The organism is Neorhizobium petrolearium (genome assembly GCF_017873175.1).
Lineage (GTDB): Bacteria > Pseudomonadota > Alphaproteobacteria > Rhizobiales > Rhizobiaceae > Neorhizobium > Neorhizobium petrolearium.
Window position 1 is genome coordinate 1 of record NZ_JAGGJW010000050.1, and the last position, 2,074, is coordinate 2,074.

The 2,074-nt window shown below is 57.6% G+C and carries 1 protein-coding gene and 1 pseudogene; both read left to right on the top strand.

Translation table 11 applies throughout. From position 1 onward, the window contains the following. Nucleotides 1-97, top strand: a pseudogene (locus J2046_RS34450) (IS630 family transposase); the annotation flags it as partial. A gap of 544 nt (nt 98-641) precedes the next feature. Next, on the top strand, nt 642-1,901 hold the full coding sequence (gene ltrA, locus J2046_RS33560; protein WP_210059127.1) for a group II intron reverse transcriptase/maturase: 1,260 nt from the start codon (nt 642-644) through the stop codon (nt 1,899-1,901). Nucleotides 1,902-2,074: the final 173 nt, after the last annotated feature.

Genomic DNA, 2,074 nt, shown 5'->3' on the forward strand with positions numbered 1-2,074 from the left:
CGAGCGCGACCGGCCCGATGTCGCCGCCCGACGCAGCCGCTGGCTGAAGCATCGCCATCGCATCGATCCGGCCCGCCTCGTCTTCATCGACGAGAGTGTGCTGCAGAGCAGCGGAAGGAGTTCGACATGAACTGAGACCGTAGCGTAAAGCTGCGTGAATGATGGGGGACGGCCCTCCGGGATCGGCTTTCAGGAGCAGGTCTCAAACCAGTCCGAGCTGCTGCGGTAAAGAGCCGTGGTGGTGAGCGTCGGATGAAACGTTCGGACGAGATCCGAGCAGGTGCATGTTCAAAAGACGAACGAAAGTGAACCCTCCGAAGACGCGTCGTTATGAACGTAAGTGTTGTCGAAACCAGGACCGTTTCGTCATCCTGGGACAAGTCCGCCAGAAGCCTGATGACCGGGCGGGCGGCGACCGGCGTAGAGGGGGCGTGATTTGGACATAGGCGTTCACGCGGAACTGCAGGAACCAGGCTCCTGATGCCAAGGGAGAAGCTCAAGCGGCGCAAACCGCAAGGCGAGAGTACCGATGCGGGAGACTGGGGCGGACCGACCCGTAAGAGCGTCGAGGACCCTGTAATGGGGTCGGAGCAAAGGGGTCGGATCAGGTGGTCGTATTGTTTGAAACAACTGGAAACAGGATGACTTCGGAAAGTACGGCAGACAAGCCGTTTCGAATTGAGAAACGGCAGGTGTACGAAGCTTATAAAGCGGTCAAAGCCAACCATGGCGCAGCCGGGGTGGACGGCGAGACTTTGGAAATGTTCGAGAAAGACCTTGCAAGGAATCTCTACAAGATCTGGAATCGGATGTCGTCCGGAGCCTACTTTCCGCCACCGGTGCGTGCCGTCTCCATTCCAAAGAAGGCTGGAGGCGAGAGGGTTTTGGGTGTGCCCACGGTCAGCGATCGGATCGCGCAGATGGTGGTCAAACAGATGATTGAGCCGGATTTGGACTCCCTCTTTCTTCCAGACTCATACGGGTACAGGCCGGGGAAGTCGGCCTTGGATGCCGTCGGCGTGACGCGCCAGCGATGTTGGAAGTATGATTGGGTTTTGGAATTCGACATCAAAGGACTGTTCGACAATCTTCCACACGATCTCTTGCTGAAGGCGGTCAGGAAGCACGTCACATGCAAGTGGGCTCTGCTCTACATCGGAAGATGGCTCGCAGCGCCGATGGAGAAGAATGGTGAGGTTTTGGCGCGAACGTGCGGCACCCCGCAAGGCGGTGTCGTCAGCCCCTGCCTCGCAAATCTCTTCATGCACTATGCATTTGATTTGTGGATGACGCGAATGCATCCCGACCTACCATGGTGTCGATATGCCGACGATGGTCTTGTTCACTGCCAGAGCGAGCAGCAAGCCGAAGCCCTCAAGGTGGAGTTGAGTTCTCGCTTGGCAGCGTGCGGATTGCAGATGCATCCGACAAAGACCAAGATCGTTTACTGCAAGGATCAACGGCGCCGAGGAACGTATCCGAATGTCGCATTCGACTTTCTCGGATATCAGTTCCGGCCTCGACGGGTGGCGAATACACAGCGGGACGAGTTCTTCTGTGGCTACACGCCTGCGGTTAGTCCGACGGCGCTTAAATCGATGCGGGCAAAGATCAAAAGTTTGAACATCCCGCGGCAGACGCCGGGGACGCTGACCGAAATTGCCAAACAACTCAATCCACTCCTTCGGGGATGGATTGCCTATTATGGCCGGTTCAGCCGTTCGGCCCTGTCCACTCTGGCTGATTACGTTAACATGAAGCTCAGAGCCTGGATCAGGCGAAAGTTCAAACGCTTTCAGTCCCATAAGACACGAGCCAGTCTCTTCTTGCGAAAACTGGCGCGGGAAAATCCGGGACTGTTCGTACATTGGAAGGTGTTCGGAACGAACACGTTTACCTGATGGGAGCGGTGTGAATCGAGAGGTTCACGCACCGTTCTGCGAGAGGCCGGCTGGTGAAATCCCTCCGGCCTACTCACCCCTGGACGAAGACGAACATGGCGCCGCTGCGAGGCTGGGCGCCGCGCGGCGAACGGCTGTTCGGCCAGGCTCCCTTCGGCCACTGGAACACCATG